Genomic DNA, 24,731 nt, shown 5'->3' with positions numbered 1-24,731 from the left:
CGCCATTGCTCGTCCTCTTGGGACGGAACCATTATACGACTAAATCCTGCCAATCAAGCTTCGCCGTGGGCTTGCTTTCTTGGGGATTTAAAGCATAAGGTCCGTCAGACCAATCGAACTTCGCCATTGCTCGTCCTCTTGGGACGGAACCATTAGAACCTAAAATACAGAAACGGGTTATAGCTGCTGAATACTAGGTAAGCAGTGCACAGGGCAAGGAGTCCCAGTAATAGCAGGGTACTGAGCAGTCCATTTCGTTTGCGCAGGATTTCAAACTGCTTCATTGGTTCTGGGGTTGCAATGAGAATTCCAAGCAGCAGGAATACCCAGTTGGTGCGCAGCAGGTATAGCGTCATAGTATCTGCAAGGGGAACACCGCCTGCGCAGAAGAGCACTTGCAGATACTGCAGTGCGCCGGTTAAGGTTTCACTGCTGAAGAAGACCCAGCCGATGGCGACGATGAGCATCGTATAGATATGCTGGACAGTGGCGGGACATTTTTCTAAATGATTTCCCAGGAAATATTTCTCAAGAATCAGCAGGAAGCCATAGTAAAGACCCCATGCAACGAAATTCCAGCTGGCGCCGTGCCAGAGTCCAGTCAATGACCATACAATCAGCAAGTTGAGAATATGCCGCTTTGTAGAAACACGATTGCCGCCCAGCGGGATATAGACATACTCTCTGAACCAGGTCGATAGGGACATATGCCATCTGCGCCAGAATTCGGTAACGGTTTTGGAAATATACGGGTAATTGAAGTTTTCTAAGAATTCAAATCCGAACATTTTGCCAAGACCGATTGCCATATCGGAATAGCCGCTGAAATCGAAGTAAATCTGCAGAGTATAACAGATGATGCCGATCCAATAGGTGAGTACAGAAACTTGCTGGTCGGGCAGTGCAGTCACAGCAGCGTGAATTGCCCCCAGATTATTGGCGAGAATGACTTTTTTGCCAAGTCCGATCAGAAAGCGGCGTGTACCTTCTCCAAATTTTTCCAATGTGAGGGTTCTTTCCTTGAGCTGTAGTGCGATGTCTTTGTATTTGACAATAGGACCTGCAATCAGCTGCGGGAAGAGGGCAAGATAGAGTGCAAAATGCAGCAGGTTTCGCTGTACGTGCACGTTGCCTCTGTATACATCGAAAATATAGGAAAGTGCCTGAAAGGTATAAAAAGAAATACCGATGGGCAGTGCTAGCGCTGTATATTTGATTTCAGTACCAAGCAGGTCGTTTATGGTGTCCATGAGGAAGCCGTAGTATTTAAAAAAGCACAGGATAAACAGATTGACGATAACTGTAAAAATCAGTGTGCTTTTTCCGGTTTTGTTATGAATCTGTTCACGCCTGATATCGATTGCCATAAGATAATTGAAGACAGCGCTGAACAGCATCAGGATCACATAAATCGGCTCTCCCCAGCTATAGAAGAAAATGCTGGCAATGAGCAGAACCGGATTTTTTAGTCTGCGGGGGACGATGGTGTAGATGAACAACGTCACCGGCAGAAAGTAAAATAAAAACAGGATACTACTGAACAGCATCGCAGAACACCTCCCCAAATTTTTCTGCATGTTGATCAGTGCAGTAAAATAAATAATTTCCTTTTGTGATAATCACGGCATCTGAAAGCAGCGCAACCTGCGCAGGACCGTATCCATCAAAGGTTGCGGTTTGCGATGCGATGCGTTTTTCGACGGCATCTTTGACCCCATCTAAATCAGATTTTTCATGGGCTTTTACAATCAGTACTTCATCGACGCTGAGCGCCTCTTTTCCTTTATAGTAGAGGTGAGAATCGTACTGTTCATAATCCAGACCAAAAAACTGCATCAGATTTCGGTTATCACACTTTGTCATGTGGGTCATATCGCATGCTGTGGTCAGTTGTGTTTCAATATCCTCCATGGGAATATCGTTTGCACCGGCGCTCTCATAGACACCGGCAAGAAATAAAATCAAAATTAGGACGAAAACTGCTTTTTTAATCATTATATGCCTGCCTTCAGAATCATATTGTTCATCCAGAGCGGGTAGTAATCGGCTGTGACATGGATACCGTCGCCGGCATAAAACTCAGGATGTTCTTCTATGATATAAGTATTGTCAATATAGGTTAATTTTAAATCCTTGCACATCTGTTTCAGAGCGTTGTTAAATTTCTTGTAATTGCCCAGGATTGGATTAGAGGCAATTGCGTTTTTGGTCGGCGGTGTAATCCCATTAACCAGAATGATTGTATTTGGAGAGATTTTTTTAAATTCCTGAATCAGAGTGGTATATTTCTCAATAAATGCATCCGCATTGCCGTTATAATTTCCCATGTCATTCATGCCGAAAGAGCAGAATGCAAATCCTGGATAAGTATTTGCGGCAGACGTGAATAGGTCGTCGCCGCTGATAATGGACGCGCCGATTTTACAGAAAACCTGCTCATTTCCTAGCCAGCCGTAGTCAGCAAGCCCCTCAGTGATAGAATCGCCGAGAATGGCGCTTGTGGAGAAGATTTTTCTATACTGGTCTTTGGAAAGTGTTTCCGTTACATCAAAAGTACCGTGGGCTTCTGTAATTTCCAGATTTTTAATCTGTGCCTCGATGGTCGTAACCTTGGAATAATCAAAGGTTGCAATGGTAGAGATATTTGTCCTGATTTTCTTTTCGCTGTATGCAGCGTTTTCGTTGCTTTTAAAATATTGCATAAAAAATAGGCTTACCAAAAGGAGTAAGACTATGATAAAAATCAAAAATTTTTTGCTATTTGTTTTCTTTTCTTTTGTCATGATGTGTAGTCCCCTTATTATTAGATGTATATATAATGATAGCAAAACCGGAGGGAAAATCAATAGGAATTTGTTGGATTTTTTCTTAATAATTCTTAAGCCTGGTGAAACGAAAAAAAAAGTCCCGCAGTGCGGGACTTGCACCAGGAGACTTTTTAGAAATAGATAGTTTCGAAAAGGGTGAACTAGAGCAGTTGCGCAATCAAATCCCCGGCTTCTTTTGTGCCGATAGAAGAACCGCCTGCCGCAATGTCCGGTGTTCTGTATCCTTTGGCTAAGAATTTTTTGACAGCGTTTTCAATGGTATCTGATTCGGCAGTCAGTCCGAAGGTATAACGCAGCATCATGGCGGCAGAGAGAATCGTGGCAATCGGGTTTGCCAGATTCTGTCCTGCGATGTCAGGTGCAGAGCCGTGGACTGGTTCGTACATGCCGAAATTGCCTTCCGCCAGACTTGCCGACGGCAGCATACCGATGGAGCCGGTGATCTGGCTTGCCTCGTCGGAGAGAATATCGCCGAAGATGTTGCTGGTGACGATGACGTCAAACTGCTTCGGATTTCGCACGAGCTGCATAGCGGCATTGTCTACATAGAAATTTTCCAGTTCTACTTCCGGATATTCTTTTGCGACTTCACCTACAATCCGTCTCCAGAGGCGAGAGCTTTCCAGTACGTTGGCTTTATCGACGCTGGTTACCTTTTTGTCCCGCTTCATCGCCATATCAAAAGCGACTTTCGCGATGCGGCGTACTTCTTCCTCGGCATATTGTTCTACGTCGTAAGCGGCAGGACCTAAATCGGTGTTTTCGATGATGCCTTTTTTTCCAAAGTAGATGCCGCCGGTCAATTCTCTGACCACGGCGATATCAAGACCGCCCGCCAAAAGCTCCGGTTTCAGCGGGGAAGCATCAGCCAATTCATCAAAGACCATGGCAGGGCGCAGGTTGGCAAAGAGCCCCAGGGCTTTGCGAAGTCCCAGAAGCGCTCGCTCCGGGCGTTCGTCACCCGGCAGGTGATCCCATTTAGGACCGCCTACAGCGCCCAGCAGGACGGCGTCAGATTTTTTGCAGATTTCAATGGTCTCCGGAGGCAGGCACTGACCCGCTTCGTCGATGGCGTTTCCGCCGGCAAGGACGTAAGTGTATTCAAAGGTGTGCCCGAACTTTTCTCCGATTTTATCTAATACTTTTATCGTCTCGGCGATGACTTCAGGTCCGATGCCGTCGCCTTTGACTACAGCAATTTTATAATTCATTGATCTTTCTCCTTGTTATTTGTTGGAATTGACATAATTAACCAGACCACCTGCGCCAATCATTTTCTGCAAAAATTCCGGGAATGGCTGTGACTGATACTCAGCGCCTTTGGTCCGGTTATAGATGACGCCGGTCTGAAAATCTACTTCCACGGCGTCGCCTTCCGCGATGTCTTTGGCGGCTTCTTCACATTCCAGAATTGGAAAGCCGATATTGATGGCGTTTCTATAGAAAATTCTTGCAAAACTCTCTGCGATTAAGCAGCTGACGCCCGCCGTTTTTAGTACCAGTGGGGCGTGCTCTCTGGAAGAACCGCAGCCGAAGTTTTTACCGGCGACCATGATGTCGCCAGGTTCCAGTCGTTCCACAAAGGTTGGATCGATGTCGACCATCGCGTGGGTTGCCAGTTCCTTTGCGTCAAAGGAATTTAAGTATCTTGCGGGAATGATGACGTCAGTGTCTACGTTATCACCATATTTCAAAACTTTGCCTTTTGCGTCCATTATTTTTCTCCTCCAATCTTTTCAGGATTTGCGATATAGCCTGCCAGAGCGCTGGCTGCAGCAACTTCTGGGGAAGCCAGGTAAATCAGGGATTCCACATCGCCCATACGACCCACAAAGTTTCTGTTGGATGTGGATACGCATTTTTCGCCTTTGCACATGACACCCATGTGACCGCCCATGCAGGCGCCGCAGCTAGGAGTGTTGAAGGCGCATCCTGCTTCTACGAAAATCTTGGCAAGACCTTCTTCCATACACTGCAGGAAGATTTTCTGAGTAGCAGGGATGACCATGACGCGGACTTCCGGGTGCACGGTTTTTCCTTTCAGAATTGCCGCCGCTTTTCGCATATCGCTCATGCGACCGTTGGTGCAGGAGCCGATGACAACCTGGTCAATCATGATTTTTTCACCGGCTTCGACTTCGTCGATGGTGTGGGCGTTGCCCGGCAGGTGCGGAAATGCTATGGTCGGTCTAATCTCAGCAAGGTCGATTTCGATGGTTTGTTCATAGATTGCGTCGTCATCTGCTGTGAAAATCTGGTAGTCTTTTCCCGGTGCGTGTTCTTCCATGTAAGCGATGGTCTGTTCGTCGACCGGGAAGATACCGTTTTTAGCGCCGGCTTCGATTGCCATGTTGCAGATGGTGAAACGATCATCCATGGTTAAGTAGCAGGTGCCGTCGCCGACAAATTCCATGGATTGATATAAAGCGCCGTCTACGCCGATTTTTCCGATGATGTGCAGGATGATGTCTTTGCCAGTCACATAGCGGGATGGTTTGTTTTTCAGTATGAATTTGATTGCGGTAGGGACTTTGAACCATGCCTGACCTGTTGCCATACCTCTTGCGATGTCAGTGGTACCGACGCCGGTGCCGAATGCGCCCAGCGCGCCGTAGGTACAGGTGTGAGAGTCAGCGCCGATGATGCACTGACCGGCATAAACGATACCCTGTTCAGGCAGAATACCGTGTTCTACGCCGCATTTTCCCTGCACCATGTGGTGGGTGAGACCTTGCTGCCTGGAAAAGTCCTGAATATCTCTGGCGTTCTGTGCTGACTTGATATCTTTGTTCGGCGTGAAATGGTCTGGAACCAGTACGACTTTGTCCTTGTCGAAGACTTTATCCGCCATTTGCCGGAAGATCGGCAGCGCCATAGGACCGGTAATGTCGTTTGCCATTACCACGTCCAGATTACATTCGATCAGCTGACCGGCCGCGACAGTGTCGAGACCGGCATGGGCTGCTAAAATTTTCTGTGTCATTGTCATTCCCATTGTTCTGATTACCTCCTGTGGAATTGATGGGGTTGGGGTTTCGGATGTGAAGTGCAGGTTCTTGCTGCGTTGTGCAAAATGCCTTATATTTGCATGAAATGCACAACCTTTGAGCGCTTTGATTCGTTTGGGTTGTGCAGATAGCTCTGATTTTGCGGGATATGCACAACTTTTGAAACTTTGTAAGCCTTATAGTTGTGCAAAATGGCTTGTATTTCGCAAATCTGCACAACTTCAAGAACTGTATCGTTAATTACATCGCTTGTTCATTACTTCACGAAATGAATTCGCTTGTTCATTCTGTTCAATGCGCTGACCAGTGCATTGACGGAAGCGAGAATGATATCGGCATGGGTACCGACGCCCCAGTAGTAGTTGTCTTTTTCATCAGCGATGCAGACATAGGCAGCTGCTTTGGAATTGGAATCCGCGCTGATGGCATGTTCTGAATAGGTGATGAACTTATAGTCAAAGTGATATTCGGTCTTTCGAAGCGCATTGCTCACCGCGTCCAGACGACCGTTTCCTTCTGCTTCCAGATTGTAGCTTTGTCCGTCGATCACAGCACGCATTCTTACGCCGTACACTTCATTGTCATCCTTAGTAGAGGAGAAGTGGCTGAAGGATGCATCTGTAATGTCGATCGGCGAAAAGTCATTGATGTATTCTGCCTTGAACGCTTCAAAGATTTCTTCGGGTGAAAGTTCTTCGTGGCTTTTGTCGGAAATATCCTTCATCATGTAGCCGACTTCGCTCATCATATTCTTTGGAATTGCGTACCCGAAGTTATGTTCCAGAATATAGGCAACGCCGCCTTTGCCGGACTGGCTGTTGATTCTGATGACGTCGCCGTCGTAGGCTCTGCCTACATCATGGGGGTCAATTGGCAGATAAGGTACCGTCCATCTGTTTGGATCTGTTTCTTCTCTCCATTTCATGCCCTTGGAAATCGCATCCTGGTGAGAGCCGGAGAACGCCGCGAAGACCAGTTCGCCGCCGTAAGGCTGACGCGGATCAACGTGCATGCCGGTATATTCTTCGTACTTCTCTACAACTTCTGGCATATTGGAAAAGTCCAGACAAGGATCGATACCGTGGGTAAACATATTCATGGCAATGGTGATAATATCTACATTGCCGGTGCGTTCACCGTTTCCGAAGAGGGTACCCTCAATTCTGTCACCGCCTGCCAAAAGCCCCAGTTCAGCATCGGCAACGCCGGTGCCTCTGTCGTTGTGTGGGTGCAGGGAGATGAGAACGTTTTCTCTGTTATGTAAATGTTTGCTCATGTATTCAATCTGGTTCGCATAAACGTGCGGCATAGACATCTGCACAGTAGCGGGCAGGTTGATGATGACTTTATTATTCGCTGTCGGCTGCCAGATATCGATCACTTCGTTGCAGATTCGTTCTGCGAACTCAATTTCCGTTCCTGTAAAGCTTTCCGGAGAATACTCGAATTGGAATTTCGTCTCTGGGAATTTTGTCGCGTATTCATTCATCAGCACTGCACCATCTTTGGCAATTTGAATAATCTCTTCTTCGGAAGCCCGGAACACCTGCTGCCTTTGGGCAAAGGAAGTGGAGTTATATAAATGTACAATCGCTTTCTTTGCGCCGCGGAGGGCTTCAAAGGTTTTGTCGATGATGTGCTTTCTGGACTGAGTCAGCACCTGTACGGTCACGTCGTCGGGAATCAAATTCTTTTCAATCAGAGTACGGGTGAATTCATATTCAGTTTCGGACGCGGCAGGGAAGCCAATTTCGATTTCTTTAAAGCCGAGGGAAACCAAATACTGGAAAAAATCCAATTTTTCTTCCAGGCTCATGGGAACGACCAGCGCCTGGTTTCCATCGCGTAGGTCAACGCTGCACCACATCGGCGCTTTTTCGATGTGATCTTTTTTCGGCCATTCCATCTGAGAAATGTCCATCGGCGGCGTAAAGTAGCCGGGTCTGTACTTTTCAAAGTTTTTCATGTTGTAATACCTCCGTTTGTATATCAGTGTAGGAAAGTAGCTTAGCGGTTAGGGCATAAAAAATCGTCTCTTTTGACGATTGTTCCAAACCGCAAAAGAGACGAAAACTTGTTACATTGATGTAAGAACCTTGTTTCCGCGGTACCACTCTTTTTGACACGCTTTTTCTATATATAATGTAGAAAAGTGCGCGCCCACTCTTTGAACGCTGCTCGGGGGTGAGACACTATAAAAGGTTTACGGACTTTCACCAAACGCCGCTCTCTGCAAAACCAACATTATAGCTTATTCCCGTCTTGGCAGACGTAAATTTCAGCTATTTAATAATATAAAGGATAAAGTCATAATTGTCAACAGTAAAATTTGTGTTTTCACAAAATAATTGAAAATATTTTTTGTTGGATTACAACAAAAAATATTGAAAAAAAGTGTTGACATTTACATACTTGCGGCTATAATAATATAAGGGCGAAAGAATGCCCATAAGATTCTAAAGAAAAGGAGAGAGAGTATGAAATTGACAGGATCACAAGTGGTGATAGAAGTATTGCTCGATCATGGCGTTGATACTGTATTTGGATATCCAGGCGGCACTGCACTGAATATCTTTGATGAACTTTATAAGTATAGCGACAGGGTTAAGCATGTACTCACTGCCCACGAACAGGGTGCTTCCCATGCGGCTGATGGCTATGCCAGAGCCACAGGCAAAACTGGTGTAGTTTTTTCCACTAGCGGACCGGGGGCAACCAATCTGGTCACCGGCATAGCGACAGCATTTATGGACAGTATTCCAATGGTTGCCATTACAGCCAATGTTGCCGATTCCTTAATCGGAAGAGACGCATTCCAGGAAATCAGTATTACCGGTGTCACGCTTCCTATTACGAAGCACAATTTCTTCGTAAACAGGATAGAAGATCTTGAACCAGCACTTCGAGAAGCTTTCAAGATTGCAAACAGCGGGAGAAAGGGTCCTGTCCTCGTGGACATTACGAAGGACGTAACTGCTGCGAGCATTGAATATACAAATAAACCACCGCTTCAGCTGAAACCGGTGCCGCAGATGGACAAGGAAGACATTGATGCAATTGTTGCTATGGTTAATGAGGCAGAAAGACCGGTTGCATATATTGGCGGCGGTGTAGTTGCTTCAGGCGCAGAGAAGGAAGTAGTTGAATTTTTGGAGAAAGCAGATATTCCTGCGACATACACCTTGATGGCGGCTGGTGTAATCGGCTACGACCATGAGCTGAATCTTGGTCTTGTAGGTATGCACGGAACCGCAGCAGCAAACAGAGCAATCGACCAGGCTGATTTGGTTATTACACTGGGAGCAAGATTCTCTGACCGTGTAGCTTTGACACCAGAGAAATTCGGCCGCAGAGCAAAGATTGTACAGGTTGACATCGACCGCAGTGAAATCAACAAGAACGTTATGATTGATAAGTGCTGTGTCGGCGATGTAAAGGAATTTTTGATTCGCGCACTGCCTGAAGTAAAGGCACAGAAACATGAGTCCTGGCACCAGGAGGTTCTCACTTGGAGAAATACCGCAAAAGTGGTCAGATCCGGCGAATGCGAGCTGCACCCGAAAGATATTATCGATACTCTCTGCGATATGACCGATGAAAACACCATTTATGTAACTGACGTAGGTCAGCATCAGATGTGGTCAGCGCAGTATATCAGACATAATAAGGCGAAGAAGTTCCTAACAAGCGGCGGACTGGGCACCATGGGCTTTGGCTATGGCGCAGCAATCGGTGCAAAGCTGGCTTGTCCAAATGACAGAGTGATACATATTACAGGCGACGGTTCTTTCCATATGAACCTGAATGAGGCATGTACTGCAGTAAGTCAGAACTTGCCAATTATCACCATAATCATGAACAACAAGGTGCTGGGTATGGTTTACCAGTGGCAGACTCTATTCTATGATAAGCGTTATTCCAACACCACACCGGAAAGGAAGACCGACTTTGTAAAACTGGCAGAAGCCTTTGGCGCAAAGGGATTCCGTGCGGATTCTGTAGAAGAACTGAAGGCCGCAATGGAGCAGGCTCTGAAGGAAGAAGGCCCGGTTTGGATTGACTGCACCATTTCCAGAGAGGAAAGAGTGCTTCCGATGATTCCAAACGGTAAAACCGTTGAAGATATGATTATTGACTAGGGAGGGAACGCAATGCATAAACCATTAAAGAGAGAAATCGTCAGCGTTCTTGTCCTGAATCAGGCAAACGTATTGACGAAAGTTGTCAGCCTTTTCGGCAGAAGAGGATTTAATATTGATTCTTTGACAGTGTCTGCAACCAATGATCCGACCCTGTCCAGAATTACCATCGTATTCAGTGCGACTGAACAGTCTATGCAGCAGATTATCACCCAGACTGAAAAGCTGGAGGTAGTAAAAGAAATCTATATTTTAGATCAGGAATACAGCCTTTATAGAGAACTGCTGCTGCTGAAAGTTGAAGCAGCACCGGCACAGCGTGCTGGAATCAAGGAAATCGTAGATATTTACAGAGGCAAGATTGTAGATCTTTCCAGAGACAGTATGATTATCGAGTTGACCGGAACACCGGAGAAAATCGACGGGTTTATGAAGGTTATTGCTGAATACAATGTGCTGGAAGTCTGCAGAACTGGTATTACCGGCATTGAAGGCAATACCGCAAAAAAAGATAATTAATTTTAAAGGAGATAGATAAAAATGATTACGAAGTATTATGACCAGGATTGTAACTTAGGTTTGTTAGACGGCAAAACTGTTGCCATTATCGGATTCGGAAGCCAAGGCCATGCACATGCAATGAACCTTGCCGAAAGCGGTGTGAACGTAGTAGTAGGTTTGAGACCGGGTTCCGCTCATGCTGCAAAGGCTGAAGCTGCTGGAATCAAAGTTTTGGGCATCGAAGAAGCTGCAGAAGCAGGCGATATCGTTATGATGCTGACACCGGACGAATTGCAGGCAAAGATTTATAAAGAACAGATTGAAAAGCACATGAAAGAAGGCAATGTACTCGCATTTGCTCACGGCTTTAATATTCATTTTAACCAGATCGTTCCTGCTAAGGACATCGATGTTATCATGATTGCGCCAAAAGGACCTGGACACACTGTAAGAAGTCAGTATGTAGAAGGCAAGGGCGTTCCTTCTCTGATTGCTGTTTATCAGGATGCTTCCGGCAAAGCGAAAGATTATGCGCTGGCTTATGCAAGCGGTATCGGTGCTGGCAGAGCAGGTATTTTGGAAACTACATTTAAAGAAGAAACTGAAACTGACCTCTTCGGTGAACAGGCAGTTCTGTGCGGCGGTGTAACTGAGCTGATGAAGGCTGGCTTTGACACTTTGGTAGAAGCAGGATATGAACCGGAAATGGCTTACTTTGAATGTATCCACGAAATGAAGCTGATCGTTGACCTGATTAACGAAGGTGGTTTCGATAAGATGAGATATTCCATCTCCAACACTGCTGAATACGGTGATTACAGAACCGGCAGAAGACTGATTACAGACGAAACCAGAAAAGAAATGAAAAACGTTCTCAGAGAAATTCAGGACGGTACTTTCGCAAGTGAATTTATTCAGGAATTCAACGCTGGTGGAAAAGCGAGATTCCTTGCAACCAGAAAGATGGAGGCTTCCCACCTGCTGTGCAAGGTTGGCGCTGAACTCCGTGCTATGATGAGCTGGTTAAAGAAATAAAGAAAGGTTACAGTTATTATGTCAAGAAGAAGTGATAACGTAACCAAAGGCGTAGAAAAGGCTCCGATGCGAAGCCTTTTTTATGCTATGGGTTACACGAAAGAAGAACTGGAACGTCCGCTGATCGGTGTGGTTTCTGCACACAGTGAGATAGTTCCCGGACATATGCATTTAGATAAAGTGACCGAAGCAGTAAAAGCTGGTGTCAGAATGGCAGGTGGCACACCGATTATGGTGCCTGCTATCGGTGTTTGTGATGGTATTGCTATGGGGCATATCGGTATGAAATATTCTCTGGCAAGCCGGGAACTGATTGCAGACAGCGTAGAAACTATGGCAAATGCGCATCAGTTTGATGGTCTGGTTTTGGTTCCGAACTGCGACAAAATCGTACCAGGCATGCTGATGGGCGCACTGCGTCTGAACATTCCAGCTGTGGTTTGCTCCGGAGGTCCTATGATGAGCGGACTTGTAGGCGGTGTAGAGACATCTCTTTCCAAGATGTTTGAGGCAGTCGGCGCTCGCAAAGCGGATATCATCGATGATGAAGGGCTGCTGGAATTTGAACAGAATACCTGTCCGGGCTGCGGTTCCTGCTCCGGTATGTATACGGCAAACAGCATGAACTGTCTATGCGAAGCGCTGGGCATCGCACTGCCGGGCAACGGCACAGTTCCGGCTGTACACAGCGGCAGAATGATGATTGCAAAGCACGCAGGTATGGCAATCATGAACCTGGTTGAAAAAGATATTAAGGCCAGAGATATTGTAAACGAAAAGGCAATCAGAAACGCTCTTGCCTGCGATATGGCGCTGGGCTGTTCTTCAAACAGCGTATTGCACCTTTTGGCAATTGCTCACGAAGCAGGGGTAGAACTGAATCTGGAGTTGTTCAACGAAATGAGTGCAAAGACACCGAATCTGTGTCATCTGGCGCCTGCTGGCGGCACACACATGCATGACCTGAATAACGCAGGCGGTGTGCAGGGTGTTCTTGCTGAACTTTCCAAAAAAGGTCTCATCGATACGACACTTTTGACCGCAAACGGAAAAACCGTAGGTGAAAATATTGAAGGAAAAGGTTCGCTGGATTCGGGCGCAATGCGTCCTTCTGACAATCCGTACAGCGAAACAGGCGGACTTGCTATTCTTTGGGGCAACATCGCAAAGGACGGCTGTGTTGTTAAGAAAAGTGCAGTCGCACCGGAAATGCTGACCCACAGTGGTCCGGCAAGAGTTTTTGACTGTGAAGAAGACGCGATTGATGCAATTTACAACGGAAAGATTGTAGACGGCGACGTAGTCGTAATCCGCTATGAGGGTCCAAAGGGCGGTCCGGGCATGCGGGAAATGCTCAATCCGACCAGTGCCCTTGCCGGGATGAAGCTGGATAAAACCGTAGCACTGATTACAGACGGTAGATTCAGCGGTGCAAGCCGTGGTGCTTCTATCGGTCACGTTTGTCCGGAAGCTGCCAGCGACGGCGAAATCGGACTGCTTAAGGAAGGCGATATCATCGAAATTGATATTCCAAACTCCAGTGTTAATGCGAAAGTTTCAGAGGAAGAATTTGCAAAACGGCGTGAAACTTATGTGCCGCGCGAGCCGAACGTAAAGAGCGGCTGGCTTTACAGATATTCCAAGATGGTTGCACCGTCCAACAAGGGTGCAGTCATGCTGGAAGACTAACCTGATTGATAATAACGGGGTTGTTGCAGAAGCAATGACCCTGTTGTGATTGTCCGGGGCAACAAGGTTTCTGGACACCCATCCCAAAGTTTTACTTTATGGAAAGGTGGGATTGGTATCTGTGGTATGGAACACGGGAAGGCATGAACGCTTTTTTTTATTTTATATTGACAAATTTCGTTAATTTACGAGATTTTGTCAATAAACAGGCTGAATTCTTACCTAGGATGGCTTAAATATTGCCAATGTTGACAAAAAAACGAGAATCTGTCAATTTTGTCAATGTTTCACCGTAAAAACATTGACAGGATTGACACTTTTTTTGATTTCTGTCAATATTGGCAATAAAGTGGCTGCTTTACATATGAATTCGAGCAGAAATCACGATGACCATTTTTCACAGGCTTGCCGTGACGGAATACAGTTTTTCCTTGCAGTGCATACACACAAGGAGTATAATAATTCCTAGAGATTTTTTGGAAAGGAAAACAGAAGATGTTAACGTTAGATAAATTTGAGCAGGCGACGGAGGTCGTAAAGAAAGTTGCGGTAGCGACTAATTTGCTTTACAGTGACTATTTCAGTGAACAGACCGGAAATAAAGTCTATTTGAAGCCGGAAAATATGCAGGTGACCGGTGCATACAAAATTCGAGGCGCGTATTATAAAATTAGTACATTAACAGACGAAGAACGTGCAAAGGGGTTGATTACAGCTTCTGCTGGCAATCATGCCCAGGGGGTTGCTTATGCGGCAAAGGCTTATGGCTGTAAAGCGGTTATCGTTATGCCGACTACTACGCCTTTGATGAAAGTGAACCGTACAAAGAGCTATGGCGCGGAAGTGGTTCTCTACGGTGATGTTTACGACGAGGCTGCGGCCCATGCAAAGCAGCTGGCGGAGGAGAAGGGATATACTTTTATTCATCCCTTTGATGATCCAGTAGTAGCAACAGGTCAAGGAACCATCGCTATGGAAATCATTAAAGAATTGCCTTTAGTGGATTATATCCTAGTTCCTGTTGGCGGCGGCGGTCTTGCGACTGGCGTATCAACGCTGGCTAAAATGCTAAATCCAAAGATTAAAGTTATTGCCGTTGAACCGGCAGGTGCAAACTGCCTGCAGGCTTCGCTGAAAGCTGGTGAGCCAGTAACTCTGCCTACAATCAGTACAATTGCTGACGGTACAGCTGTGAAAACGCCGGGTGTCAGTATTTTTCCTTACCTTAAAGAAAACATCGATGATATCATTACAGTAGAGGACGATGAATTGGTGGTAGCTTTCCTGGATATGGTAGAAAATCACAAGATGGTTGTAGAAAACTCCGGACTTTTGACGGTGGCTGCACTGAAGCACCTGAAGGTAAAAGGAAAGAAAATTGTTTCCATTCTCAGCGGTGGCAATATGGACATTATAACCATGTCTTCGGTAGTACAGCACGGACTGATTCATAGAGAGCGAATCTTTTCCGTATCTACGCTTTTGCCGGACAAGCCAGGTGAGCTCGTTAATGTAGCAAGTATTATCGCCAAAGAGCAGGGCAATGTTATCAGACTGGATCATAATCAGTTTGTCAGCACCAATAGAAATGCGGCAGTGGAACTGAAAATTACCATTGAGGCATTCGGTCCTGACCATAAGAAAAAAATCATTGAAGCGCTGGCTGCTGGCGGATATAATCCAAAAGTCATAAGCGTAATGATGTAAAAACGTGAAAAAGAAGGATTGCGCATTTGTTTCAAAAGCAAGTGCGCAGTTTTTTTATGAATAAAACTTGTAGGCAGATTGAAAATTACCATTGATTTCCCCATACAACAGCAGTATAGTGAAAATTATAACAGGAAGGAGATGGTAATATATTGTATAATAGTAAATTATATGCAGAAAAAGAACTAGAATATCAAAGCGAGCTTGCAAAGCGTTATCGGAAAGAGTTGAAGCGTTTACCGGAAGGAAAACTTTCGGTTAATACTGTAAAAGGAAAGCCTTACTATTTTCACCTGTCAAATGGAGAGCGGAAGTATTTGGGCAGTGGAGAAAATGAAGTAGTAAAAGATTTACAGAAACGATACTATTTAGAAGAATCACTGAAGAGAATTGATTCAAATCAGAAGCTTCTTCAGAAAATAGGACAGGAGTACATATCGATAAACTTAGAAGAAATGATGACACAGTCACCGAAAGCTTATAGAGAAATGCCAATCGATTATTTTAATTTAAGCAAACAAAATTCTTCTAGCTGGGGTAGTAGTAAATATGAAAGAAGTCAGAAATACTCAGAACATTTGGTTCATCAGACTTTAAAAGGTGATTTTGTCAGATCAAAATCTGAAGCCATTATTTCAAATATTTTCTTTACAAAGAAAATCGAATATAGGTATGAAGAAGTCATAAAAATTAATGGAAAAATAATTGTTCCTGACTTTAGGATTTTAGTAAAAAGTGAAAATCGTATTAAGCTTCTTGAGCATTTTGGAATGATAGGAAACGCTGAATATATGGAAGATGTCATGTGGAAAGTTAAGTTTTACTTAGAGAACGGATTCAAGCCGTGGGAAGATATTATTTTTACTTTTGAAGATATATACGGGAATATTAATACGCAGCTCATAGACAAGATTATTGAAGAGTTTTGCAGGTAAAGAGATATGTAGAGATGATACACAACTTTTGTGAGTTTAATCAGAGAAGAGTTTTGTAGACAGTTAATAATACACTAAATTAGCACAACTTTTTAGCCCGGAAATAATCTTTACATAGTAAATTCGTGCAGCTGTTGTGTAAAATAGTGAGGTCTATTAACCTATGCACAACTCTTAAAGATGTAAGCGAAATAAAGTTGTGCATATTGGCTAAAAAAGAACAGTCTGCACAACATTGTTCATAGAAATAGAAAAAAGTTGTGTAAATGTTTGTATAAACAGATACATTTACACAACTTTCGATGATTGCAATAATGGGAAGAGCTATTCCCTAAACTGATACTGATAAAGTTCTGCATACATGCCGCCAGCAGCTACCAGCTCGTCGTGACTGCCGCGCTCAGTAATACCGTTAGCTGTGAGAACGATGATTTCATCTGCACTTTTTATGGTAGACAGGCGGTGGGCGACGATGACAGAGGTTCTGCCGCGGCCGAGTTCTTCCAGAGACTTTTGAATCAGCATTTCTGTAGCGTTATCCAGGGCGGAAGTCGCTTCATCAAGAATCAGAATCGGTGGATTTTTCAGGAATACGCGGGCGATGGAAATTCTCTGCTTTTGACCGCCGGATAGTTTGATGCCACGCTCTCCAACCTGGGTATCATAGCCATCTTCCATGGTTAGGATGTAGTCGTGAATGTTGGCTTTTTTTGCAGCTTCGATGATTTCTTCATCGGTGGCATCTAAGTTGCCGTAGGCGATATTTTCACGTATCGTACCGTTGAACAGGAAGACGTCTTGTGCAACCATACCGATATTTTTTCTAAGATCGTAACGGGAAATTTTTGTGATATCAATGCCGTCTATAGTGATTCGACCTGAATCTACATCGTAAAATCTTGGAATCAGATGGCACATGGTAGTTTTACCGCTGCCGGATGGACCAACCAGGGCAAGGGTGCGTCCTTTTTTGATATCCATGGTGAGATTTTTGATAACAGGCGGTGCTTCGCCTTCCTTGTCGCTGTTTTCGTAGCTAAAGGTAACGTTTTCGAAACAGATATTACCGTCCAGATGGTCAGGGTGAAGTAAATCTGTGCTGTCACTTTCTTCTTCATCAATCGCCATGATTTCACAAAACCTGCGGAAGCCCGTCATTCCTTCCTGTAGTTGTTCATAGAAAGAAACCAGTTTATTGACAGGATTCAGGAACATAGAAATGTAAAGCAGGAATGCGGCAAACTCGCCGGCATTGATTTTTCCATAGAAGAAAAAGAGTCCGCCTGAGGAAAGCACTACCAGATAGAGGAGGTCCATAAACAGTGTCATGCCAGAGTGAAAAATACCCATGGCTTTGTAGGCGCCGGAACGGGAACGTTTTAGATTTTCGTTGGCGACGTTGAATTTTTTATTTTCGTGTTCGTCTGCGGTGTAAGCTTTGGAAACACGGATGCCAGCGATGGCGGTTTCCACATTAGCGTTGATTTCTGCAGTTTTGACACGGGTTTCGCTGAAAGCCTTATTCATCATGGTTCTGGTTTTAAAGGCGAAGAAAATCATAAATGGCAGCACGGCAAAGGTAATCAGCGTCAGCGGTAGACTGATCTGTGCCAGCATGATGAAAGCACCAATTAGGATAATCAGCGACAGAAACAGGTTCTCTGGACCGTGGTGGGCAAGTTCAGATACCTCGAATAAGTCGTTAATCATTCGGCTCATGATGACGCCAGTTTTGTTTTCGTCGAAGAATGAGAAGGGAAGCTTTTGCAGGTGACGAAACAGCTCACGGCGCATGTCTCCTTGAATTCTGACGCCGACGATATGCCCCCAGTATTGAATGATGTAGTTGAGAAATGCTTTCAGCACGTAAATGCAGAGCAGAACAATCGCCCAAACGACGAAGAGGTGGATGTTCTGATTTGGCACATAGTCGTTGATAATATTCTTGGCGATGACTGGGTAAAACAGGTCGCAGCACGCCACAATAAAAGCACATACCATGTCCAGCGTGAACAGACGTAAATGAGGTTTATAGTATTTTGCAAACTTTCTAATCATGTATTTCCTCCAAATGCTTCTGGTATATTAAAGTCACTAATAGTATGATACCACTATTTGTAATAATTTCGCAAGATTTTACTCACAAAATGCACACATAATTTTATCGTTTTCTACAAAGTCAGACTGTATAATGAAAGTGCAAAAGGGAATTAGAATTAGAAATTTTATCAGGAGGAGAACATGGTAAACAAGAGAAAACATAAGAAACGACAGGATAGTAAGAGGGATAAGCCCCTGGAGGGGCGGGACAAAGAGGTTGCAGTTTTGCTGTGGCTGATGTCACATGGAAATGAGGATGTAGAGAAAAGGATCTTTGATGAATGGTCCTATACTGTATGAGTGAGATAAAGCAATACCTTCTAAGTAGACCAAAACCGCCGCGGGTGACCGCGGCGGTTTTGCAGTGGAAAAGTTTTAACTCTCGGCAGGATACAGCGTGATGCTTTCTACCTTGTCTGGATCAAAAAAGGTAAGTTTTAGAATTATGCGGCAGGGCAGGGTCTGATCGCCTGCGCTTAAATAAAACAGATTAGTGCCTTTTTTCAAAAATGTACCGCCACCGAGCCAGATTTCTCCGTAATTTTCCTCAGAAGACTGTGCTAGGCGCATGGTATAGATGGGTTTCAGCAGAACTTCATTTTCATCGCTATCGTTGACGTCGCAGCAGAGCATGACGCCCTCTTTTCCATAGGTATCATAGGTGTAGCGCAGGGCGATATCGGCATCTTCCTTTACTTTGACGGCAAGAAAAATAGGTTTATCTTCAGGCGCAATGCTGTCAGGTTTTGCCAGTGTATCGATTTCCACTGTGAGGCTTCCATCTTCGGAAAGAGAGAGTTCTTTGGATTCTTTTAGCTGGCTTTGCTGATGCAGGACATTGCTGTTCTTGGTGTTTTCTGAAGGCTTCTTATCGTGTGTGCTGCCGGGGGAAGCTTTGCTGCAGCCGGTGCAGGCAATCGCAAGTATTAGTATCAGTGCAGTTATGAATAACAGATTCTTTTTCATTTCAATTCACCTCGTATTTTTCTTGTTAAAAGAATCATAGCAGGAAAGACGGAAGAAAAACCAGAGGAACCTCTTAATTTTTTCTTAAGAACAATTCATGCCTTTTGGGCATGGAAGGTATACTTGATGCGTATTTGCTATTGCAGCCTGCAAGGGGTACAATGGGTAAGAGAATAAAGAAAGGTGAGATGACGGATGCAGTATCAGGATTTTTATGGAAAAAAGATTTCTACCCTTGGACTTGGGGGCCTCAGATTTCCGACGGTAGACGGCGATCCAAACAGGATTGATAGGGCGGCGGGACAGAAGGTGGTAGACGCGGCGATGCAGCAGGGCATCAATGTCTTTGACACTGCCTGGTCTTATCAGGACGGTGATTCAGAAAGGTTTCTGGGGGAGGCTCTTGCAAAATATCCGCGGGAAAGTTTTCTGCTGGGACTTTCGGGCGTACAGACCGTGTTTTCTGGCATGTCGGATGTATCTCAGGTCATCGAAAATGCAGCGCTGTTTGATGCGCCAAAGCCGTTGAGCGCCGCGGAGAGGAAGACATTACAAATGGCGGCGGGCGCCTTTCTCAAAACTATGGGTGTGCCGTGTTCCGGCTGCCGGTATTGCTGTGGCATCTGCCCGGCAGGACTTGAGATTCCGCTGCTGATCAAAGGATACAATGAGCAGAATATTACCGGTTCTACCTGGAAAATCGGTATGCTGACAGAGACGAAAGGCGCTTCGGCGTGCCTTTCCTGCGGCGCGTGCCTTTCCCGGTGTCCGCAGAAAATCGATATTCCCGGTGTGATGAAGAAGATTGTGGAACAACAATAAATCCGCGGCAGATCCGTACGCTGTGATGCAATATATGGATATTACGATAACAAGTTCCTTCAAGATGAGGGAGCTTGTTTGTTATATTTTGAAAATGATTGAATTACAATATCTAGCATGATAAAATATAATAAAACAGAAATAGCATGGATTGATTAGGAACAGGATATGAAGATTTTAATTTGTGAGGATGAAAGGGATTGCGCGCAGGCACTTGCAGTGCAGTGCATGGATTTTTTAACACGCTCCGGGATAGAAGCGGAAATTCTGACGGAATATACCGCAGAAAAAATTATACAGCATGATCCGGATATTCTACTTTTGGATATTGAAATGCCCGGTATTTCCGGGATTACAGCAAAGGATATGCTTTGCCAGTCAGATGGAAAGCCTCTCATTATCTTTGTGTCCAGTCACACGGAAATGATGCCGCAGGCTTTTGGACGGAATGTGATTAGCTTTATTGCCAAGCCGGCGCGGCAGTTTGAAATAGAAGAATCTCTGGAAACTGCAATCCGATTGCTGCCCAGAGACATCGGGATAGAATTGGAAGGAGGAAATACTGTCAGCAGCGCGGATATCGCCTATATTGCGGTAGCTGGCGTTTACACCGATGTGCATCTGGCATCAGGTGAACATGTTTCTAATCAGAGAAAAAGCTTGTCTGCATGGGAGGAAACGCTGCAGGAGACTGACTTTCTCAGAGTCAGTGACCGGCATCTGATCAATTGCGCCTATATAGAGGAAATAAACGATGAGGGTGCTATTTTGGAGCACAGCTTGGGTGTGCTGCATATCAGCAGACGCAGAAAAGCGGCGTGCAAGGAATCTTATCGAAACTATTGTAAAAGGATGGCGAAGCTGGTATGAATGTACTTTATACAGGGGTGTATTTCATTGATATCTTGCGTTTGGCAGCCGTTCTGTGCGGCATATTTGGATTCTCTTTTTCCATGCGCAGGAGCGCTTTGTTATTGGGTGCGGTTCTGGTGCTGACTGGCGCGGTGGTGACGCTTTTGCTTTCCGATCCGTCAAATCGGATTTTTGTATCGCTGTTTGTGCAGATGATGTTTGCTGTCATTTGTTTTGCGGAAAAAAAGCGAGTTTTAGCAGAGGTTACGTTTCTGCTGCATTTTGCTCTGATGACCGCAGAAGCGCTGGTGCAGAGCGTAATCGCAATGTTCTGGTACGCGGGGATGGTGCTGGAAAGCGAGCGGGAGGTTGCTCTTGATGCAATTTGCGGAATGACAACTTGCATCGTGATACTGGGTGTGACAGCGGCTATATCCAAATATACGAAGCCAGTACTGCAGCATTATCTGAAGCAGTTCGGCTGGAAACAAGTGCTCTATTATGCAGTGTGGATTTTTTCTTCAGGTGTTGTAATTGGGGTTGCCAGTGGAATAGCGATGGATAACGGTATGATTTATCGGTATAAAGTGGCGATGCAGCTTGCCGTGTGTGTGCTGGGCATCGGGATGCTTGCCTTTGGTGTATTGCTTAACGTGCTCTACGAGCAGAGGAAGAAGTTAAAAGAAGACGATCAATTTAAACAGAGGTGCATCGAACAGCAGGCGGCACAGTACGAGGAAATCACAGTAAAAAACAAGAAGTTGCTAAGCTTTCGACATGATCAGAAAGCCTACTTGCTGGCACTGCGGGCGTTGATCGACGAGGGAGATTTGACCCAGCTTCGCAGATATACAGAAGATTTAGAACAGAAAGCCAGAGATTTTGATTACATAGCCACTGGAAATCTGGTGGCAGACGCCATTGTGAATGCCCAGGCGGCATGGGCAGAAGAGGCGGCTGTAGACTTTTTTGTGGCGGGAAGATTTCCTGCACAGATGCGAATCAGTGACGCAGACCTTGCGATGCTCCTTTCCAATGGACTGAAAAATGCCTGTGAAGCGGCTGAAAGATGTGCAGAAAAACGAGAAGTATTTGTTTTGATCAAATCCTATAAAAAGATGTTGTTCCTGGAAATTAGAAATTCAGCCATGGAAGCGCCCAGGGTGCAGGACGGACAGCTTTTAACCAGTAAACAGGACAAGGAAAATCATGGAATTGGCACACAGAATATGCAGCAGGTAGTAGAAAAATATGACGGAACATTGACCTGGGAGTATGATGAAGAAGGACAGGTTACGACAAAAATAGAAATTTAAGGAAAGTAAACGACCACCTACATCAAAAAAGCAACCACCTGCAACATTTAAATTGGAACCTGCGCAGACCTATGATAGAGTGAACCTAGAAGGTGTTAGCAAATAGGTTTGCGGGAGGTGAGTGTATGCCAGAATATCTTGATTCCAATTGGTGGGAGTGGCTGAAAAGCTGCTGGGCGGAAAATAAAGAAGTTAGCGCAAGATTAGGAGAAAATCAAGATGGAAATTGTATTTTGATTGGAAAGGATAGAGTAATGAAGAAAAAATCATTATCAAAAAAATTATTTTTAGCAACTATAAGTTTAATTATATGCATGTTCATTTGTTCTTCTACTACATTCGCAAATGAAGTAGTTAGTGTTTCTGAAGAAATACCGGTCTATGGAAGCAATCGGGAAGCATTTGATAGCCAATATACTCCAAATATTTCAATTGATGTTGCAGGGATATTTCGTTCCGCAAGACTAGAGCCTGTGTTTATTAGATCAGGAGATACAACAAAGGTTGAAGTTTATGTGCAGTATACAGGTGATGATCCTGCAAATGCTGTGAAGATTACGAACTTTGAAATTTGGAATACAAATCTTTTGAATCGAAAACAGTTAGTACCGACATTTTCTCCAGGTACTAGAAACTTTATGGCAGCTAAAGAGGCTCATGTTCGATTGAAAGAAGTAAAGCTTGCAACATCAGTCAAAGCAGTTAGAGTAGATGTGGGAACTTATCAAGCATATATTATGGGTTATGGTTGGATTAGTGCAGGAGATCCTGTTGGACAGAAACCTATTAAATAAATATAAATAGATTTGTCGCATGAAAATAAGGGGTGAAGTGTAATTTGATTAAAAAATTATCAGATATAACGAGTTTTTTAAATAATAAATTTGATGTTACTATGATTGAACCGGAGAAATTAAGTGATTCAAGATTTAATATTATTATAAATAATATTATAAAATGTGAATTAAATAAAAATAAGTTTTTAAAATATGATGAACTTGATATATTGATTTTCGATATAATAAGAAATACAAAAAGTGAGAATTATTATAAGAAAGCGATTCTATCTGGAGCTTTAGAAAAAGAGGAACTTATAAGGATTATAATTGAAAAAAAAACTGGTTATATTGAATGCTCATCTCAAGAATTATATAAAGAATTGCGACTATTTCAAGGTGTATCTCAGTATGATATAGAAAATAATACTTCAGTATTTTGGGATTATTGCACACTACTTGAAAAGGAAAAAAAATGAATATGGCTTATTGTTCTACGTGGCATAATGATGTAACAACGCTTGTAGACACGCAGGCAGAAGGTACATGGAGAAGCAACTAAGATGACATGAAGGAAGACTGCGCTTGCAGTCTTTCTTTATCCTTTTGAAAGGAGAGAAAACAAATGAACCTATACTTAGATTCACTTAAAAGACAACGACTTCCTGCGGTTATTATGGGTTTGATATACGGGGGGTGTTGGTTGTCATGATGTTTATTACCGAATTGAGGAGTATAACTCCATATAATCCCTGCTTATATGAGGTGAACATGTGAACATGACTTAATTTACTTTAATTCAGCAGATGCTGACATTATTAGTTTTTTTATGTGGAATAGGCGTCACTGTGTCGTTAATCGTATATTTCATTCGGAAACGTCGTAAATAAAAGGGTAGTCTAAACACGTGAAAATATTTGAATTTCTTTCGTGACGACAAATCTGACTGTATTGTAGCAAAAATGCTATCTTGCGGTCATCTTTAAAACGTGTGACAGGCCGAAAATGACCGCAAATCTCTTTTTCGAACAATTGCGGTTATAAATTCCCTTGTTCAAAGGGAATTCTCAAAAGTTTTTCCTCATCATTTTGGAAGAAACTATAATATAATGGAATTGAAGATATAAATTCACAGTATTGAAAGTCAGTGAGTTTATTTTTTTGACTGTATTCGTTCAAATTTAGCCTTTTACGGTCAGAAATGCCTCAACAGGATTTTCAAGTCTGACCGTATGACGGCGATTTATTGCCCAAACGGTCAGAGTATGAATTTCGGAACAAAAATCCAGCTTCGTGTCTTTGCTGTTTCATGCCCCAAGAAAAGTATTTCCCTTTTCGGATTTCTTTGCTACAATAGAAACGAATGGGTACGAAAGGAGTCAAGGATGAAGCGGATTGCCATTGTGGAGGATGACAGGCTGTTCAACGAGGCGTTGTATCAGACATTGAAAAAAGCAGATTATGCGGTAGACAGGGCGCATTCCTACGGGGAAGGAACGGCGCTGATTGACAAGCAGCCGGATTTATTCATTGTGGATGTGAATCTGCCTGCAGGCGATGGTTTTACACTTTGCAGGCGTATTCGAGAATCCGGGCAGACGCCGGTGATGTTTTTGACGGCAAGAGATGATGAAAGTGATATGATTCGGGCTTTTGATCTTGGCGCGGACGATTATCTTGTCAAACCGTTTCCCATGGCGGTGCTTTTGAAACATGTGGAGGCGATCCTGCGCAGGAGCAGCGGTCAGAATCAGCGATTTTCCTATCTGGAACTTGCAATGGACTTTGACAGAAAGTCGGTAACCTATCGGGGTGAAGCCATCAATTTGACTGCCAAGGAATATAAAGTGCTGGAGCTTCTTGTAAAAAACCGGGGCAGAGTCGTTACCAGAGAAATGATGCTGGAACAGGTCTGGGATGCGGACGGCGCTTTTGTAGAGGAAAATACCGTAAATGTGACGCTGAGCAGGCTGAGAAAGAAAATCGAACCCAATCTGGAGGAACCGATTTTCATCAGGAATGTGTTTGGAATGGGTTATACTTTTGGAAAGTAGGAA

General features: G+C 44.2%; 22 protein-coding genes. 13 read left to right on the top strand and 9 right to left on the bottom strand.

The window, feature by feature from the left end; translation table 11 throughout:
* Positions 1-152 precede the first annotated feature (152 nt).
* From D1155_RS04055 to D1155_RS04025, 7 genes are all read right to left on the bottom strand, one after another.
* Entirely contained in the window at positions 153-1,547 is a 1,395-nt protein-coding gene (locus D1155_RS04055) for an MBOAT family protein (RefSeq protein WP_160201126.1), read from the bottom strand.
* On the bottom strand, positions 1,534-1,995 hold the full coding sequence (locus D1155_RS04050) for a DUF4358 domain-containing protein (protein WP_160201125.1): 462 nt from the start codon (positions 1,993-1,995) through the stop codon (positions 1,534-1,536). The genes D1155_RS04055 and D1155_RS04050 overlap by 14 nt, the downstream gene beginning before the upstream one ends.
* Positions 1,995-2,702, bottom strand: a complete 708-nt coding sequence (locus tag D1155_RS04045; protein WP_160201124.1) for a GDSL-type esterase/lipase family protein — start codon at positions 2,700-2,702, stop codon at positions 1,995-1,997. Before D1155_RS04045 ends, D1155_RS04050 begins: the two co-directional genes overlap by 1 nt.
* 266 nt (positions 2,703-2,968) lie before the next feature.
* Positions 2,969-4,039 (bottom strand): 3-isopropylmalate dehydrogenase, encoded by a 1,071-nt coding sequence (gene leuB / locus D1155_RS04040; RefSeq protein WP_160201123.1) that lies wholly within the window; start codon positions 4,037-4,039, stop codon positions 2,969-2,971.
* A gap of 15 nt (positions 4,040-4,054) precedes the next feature.
* Complete coding sequence (gene leuD, locus D1155_RS04035; protein WP_160201122.1) at positions 4,055-4,543, bottom strand: 3-isopropylmalate dehydratase small subunit; 489 nt, start codon at positions 4,541-4,543, stop codon at positions 4,055-4,057.
* The gene (gene leuC, locus D1155_RS04030) at positions 4,543-5,823 is read right to left on the bottom strand and encodes a 3-isopropylmalate dehydratase large subunit (RefSeq protein ID WP_160201121.1); all 1,281 of its coding nucleotides are present in this window, start codon (positions 5,821-5,823) and stop codon (positions 4,543-4,545) included. Before leuC ends, leuD begins: the two co-directional genes overlap by 1 nt.
* A 269-nt stretch (positions 5,824-6,092) precedes the next feature.
* Complete coding sequence (locus D1155_RS04025; RefSeq protein ID WP_160201120.1) at positions 6,093-7,802, bottom strand: 2-isopropylmalate synthase; 1,710 nt, start codon at positions 7,800-7,802, stop codon at positions 6,093-6,095.
* 511 nt (positions 7,803-8,313) lie between these two features.
* Here D1155_RS04025 and ilvB point away from each other — a divergent pair.
* From ilvB to D1155_RS03995, 6 genes are all read left to right on the top strand, one after another.
* Positions 8,314-9,975: a biosynthetic-type acetolactate synthase large subunit gene (gene ilvB, locus D1155_RS04020; RefSeq protein WP_160201119.1), complete on the top strand. Its 1,662-nt coding sequence runs from the start codon at positions 8,314-8,316 to the stop codon at positions 9,973-9,975.
* Positions 9,976-9,987: 12 nt separating this feature from the next.
* Positions 9,988-10,494, top strand: coding sequence for an acetolactate synthase small subunit (gene ilvN / locus D1155_RS04015; protein WP_160201118.1), 507 nt, complete (start codon positions 9,988-9,990; stop codon positions 10,492-10,494).
* 21 nt (positions 10,495-10,515) lie between these two features.
* Positions 10,516-11,511, top strand: coding sequence for a ketol-acid reductoisomerase (gene ilvC, locus D1155_RS04010; protein ID WP_160201117.1), 996 nt, complete (start codon positions 10,516-10,518; stop codon positions 11,509-11,511).
* 18 nt (positions 11,512-11,529) lie between these two features.
* Entirely contained in the window at positions 11,530-13,200 is a 1,671-nt protein-coding gene (gene ilvD / locus D1155_RS04005; RefSeq protein WP_160201116.1) for a dihydroxy-acid dehydratase, read from the top strand.
* Between the two features lie 495 nt (positions 13,201-13,695).
* Positions 13,696-14,907, top strand: a complete 1,212-nt coding sequence (gene ilvA, locus D1155_RS04000) for a threonine ammonia-lyase (RefSeq protein WP_160201115.1) — start codon at positions 13,696-13,698, stop codon at positions 14,905-14,907.
* Between the two features lie 152 nt (positions 14,908-15,059).
* Entirely contained in the window at positions 15,060-15,842 is a 783-nt protein-coding gene (locus tag D1155_RS03995) for a hypothetical protein (RefSeq protein WP_160201114.1), read from the top strand.
* 324 nt (positions 15,843-16,166) lie between these two features.
* On the opposite strand, the gene D1155_RS03990 is transcribed toward D1155_RS03995, so the two are convergent.
* A complete protein-coding gene (locus D1155_RS03990; RefSeq protein WP_160201113.1) occupies positions 16,167-17,900 on the bottom strand; it encodes an ABC transporter ATP-binding protein in 1,734 nt (577 codons plus the stop codon).
* A 183-nt stretch (positions 17,901-18,083) separates the two neighbouring features.
* Here D1155_RS03990 and D1155_RS03985 point away from each other — a divergent pair, with 183 nt between their 5' ends.
* Positions 18,084-18,242, top strand: coding sequence for a hypothetical protein (locus D1155_RS03985; protein ID WP_160201112.1), 159 nt, complete (start codon positions 18,084-18,086; stop codon positions 18,240-18,242).
* A gap of 75 nt (positions 18,243-18,317) precedes the next feature.
* On the opposite strand, the gene D1155_RS03980 is transcribed toward D1155_RS03985, so the two are convergent.
* Complete coding sequence (locus tag D1155_RS03980; RefSeq protein WP_160201111.1) at positions 18,318-18,908, bottom strand: hypothetical protein; 591 nt, start codon at positions 18,906-18,908, stop codon at positions 18,318-18,320.
* Between the two features lie 195 nt (positions 18,909-19,103).
* On the opposite strand from D1155_RS03980, the gene D1155_RS03975 reads away from it, so the two are divergent.
* The 6 genes from D1155_RS03975 to D1155_RS03950 all read left to right on the top strand — a co-directional run bounded on the left by D1155_RS03975 (position 19,104) and on the right by D1155_RS03950 (position 24,728).
* Positions 19,104-19,730, top strand: a complete 627-nt coding sequence (locus tag D1155_RS03975; RefSeq protein WP_160201110.1) for an aldo/keto reductase — start codon at positions 19,104-19,106, stop codon at positions 19,728-19,730.
* Positions 19,731-19,898: 168 nt separating this feature from the next.
* The gene (locus D1155_RS03970) at positions 19,899-20,600 is read left to right on the top strand and encodes a LytTR family DNA-binding domain-containing protein (RefSeq protein WP_160201109.1); all 702 of its coding nucleotides are present in this window, start codon (positions 19,899-19,901) and stop codon (positions 20,598-20,600) included.
* Positions 20,597-21,898 (top strand): GHKL domain-containing protein, encoded by a 1,302-nt coding sequence (locus D1155_RS03965; RefSeq protein WP_160201108.1) that lies wholly within the window; start codon positions 20,597-20,599, stop codon positions 21,896-21,898. The genes D1155_RS03970 and D1155_RS03965 overlap by 4 nt, the downstream gene beginning before the upstream one ends.
* 125 nt (positions 21,899-22,023) lie before the next feature.
* Complete coding sequence (locus D1155_RS03960; protein WP_160201107.1) at positions 22,024-22,692, top strand: hypothetical protein; 669 nt, start codon at positions 22,024-22,026, stop codon at positions 22,690-22,692.
* Positions 22,693-22,736: 44 nt separating this feature from the next.
* Positions 22,737-23,153, top strand: coding sequence for a hypothetical protein (locus D1155_RS03955; RefSeq protein ID WP_160201106.1), 417 nt, complete (start codon positions 22,737-22,739; stop codon positions 23,151-23,153).
* A 906-nt stretch (positions 23,154-24,059) separates the two neighbouring features.
* Positions 24,060-24,728: a response regulator transcription factor gene (locus D1155_RS03950; protein ID WP_160201105.1), complete on the top strand. Its 669-nt coding sequence runs from the start codon at positions 24,060-24,062 to the stop codon at positions 24,726-24,728.
* Positions 24,729-24,731: the final 3 nt, after the last annotated feature.

The organism is Anaerotruncus sp. 80 (assembly GCF_009936115.1).
Lineage (GTDB): Bacteria > Bacillota > Clostridia > Peptostreptococcales > Anaerovoracaceae > Senimuribacter > Senimuribacter intestinalis.
The sequence above is the reverse complement of the archived record's forward strand: the minus strand, read 5'-3'. Positions and strand labels throughout refer to the sequence as shown.